The organism is Anaeromassilibacillus sp. Marseille-P3371, assembly GCF_900169665.1.
Taxonomy (GTDB): domain Bacteria; phylum Bacillota; class Clostridia; order Oscillospirales; family Acutalibacteraceae; genus Anaeromassilibacillus.
The window spans coordinates 1-809 of record NZ_LT835153.1 but is presented as its reverse complement, the minus strand read 5'-3'; the positions used below and the strand labels follow the sequence as shown (position 1 = coordinate 809).

Genomic DNA, 809 nt, shown 5'->3' with positions numbered 1-809 from the left:
TTCAGACTTGCTCTCGCTGCGGCTCCAGACCTGAAGTCCTTAACCTTGCCAGTTACACACACTCGCCGGACCATTCTACAAAAGGTACCCGATCACTCTTTGATGAGCTCTCGGTGCTTGTAAGCACAAGGTTTCAGGTTCTATTTCACTCCCCTTCCGGGGTCCTTTTCACCTTTCCTTCACAGTACTCTACACTATCGGTCACTGAGTAGTATTTAGGCTTGGAGGGTGGTCCCCCCGTCTTCCCACCGGGTTTCACGTGTCCGGCGGTACTCTGGATACAGCTAGTCGCTTTGACCTTTCGCATACGTGACTCTCACACTGTTTCGTTGGCTTTCCCAAACCATTCTGCTAGATCGCTGCATACATATTGCTGTCCGAACCCCAAAGGTATTGCTACCTCTGGTTTGGCCTCTTCCGCGTTCGCTCGCCACTACTAGCGGAATCTCGGTTGATTTCTCTTCCTCGCCCTACTTAGATGTTTCAGTTCAGGCGGTTCCCCTCGTACACCTATGGATTCAGTGTACGATGACTGGACATGACTCCAGCCGGATTGCTCCATTCGGAAATCCACGGATATAGCGCCCACTTACGGCTCCCCGTGGCTTATCGCAGTTAGTCGCGTCCTTCTTCGGCTCTCAGTGCCAAGGCATTCCCCTTGCGCTCTTTGTAGCTTGACCATGTGTTTCTCTTGGTTCTTCTTGAAATTGTAGATTTCACTTAAAATCGAAACTTTACAAAGTTCTTTTTCTCGTTCTATCTGCTTCTTTATTCAGTTTTCAATGTACGGACATAGTCTGTTTCGCTCG

General features: G+C 49.4%; 1 rRNA gene. It reads right to left on the bottom strand.

What is annotated here, in order from left to right:
* Window positions 1-680 (bottom strand): 23S ribosomal RNA (locus tag B9Y59_RS00005); the annotation flags it as partial.
* Between the last annotated feature and the right edge of the window lie 129 nt (window positions 681-809).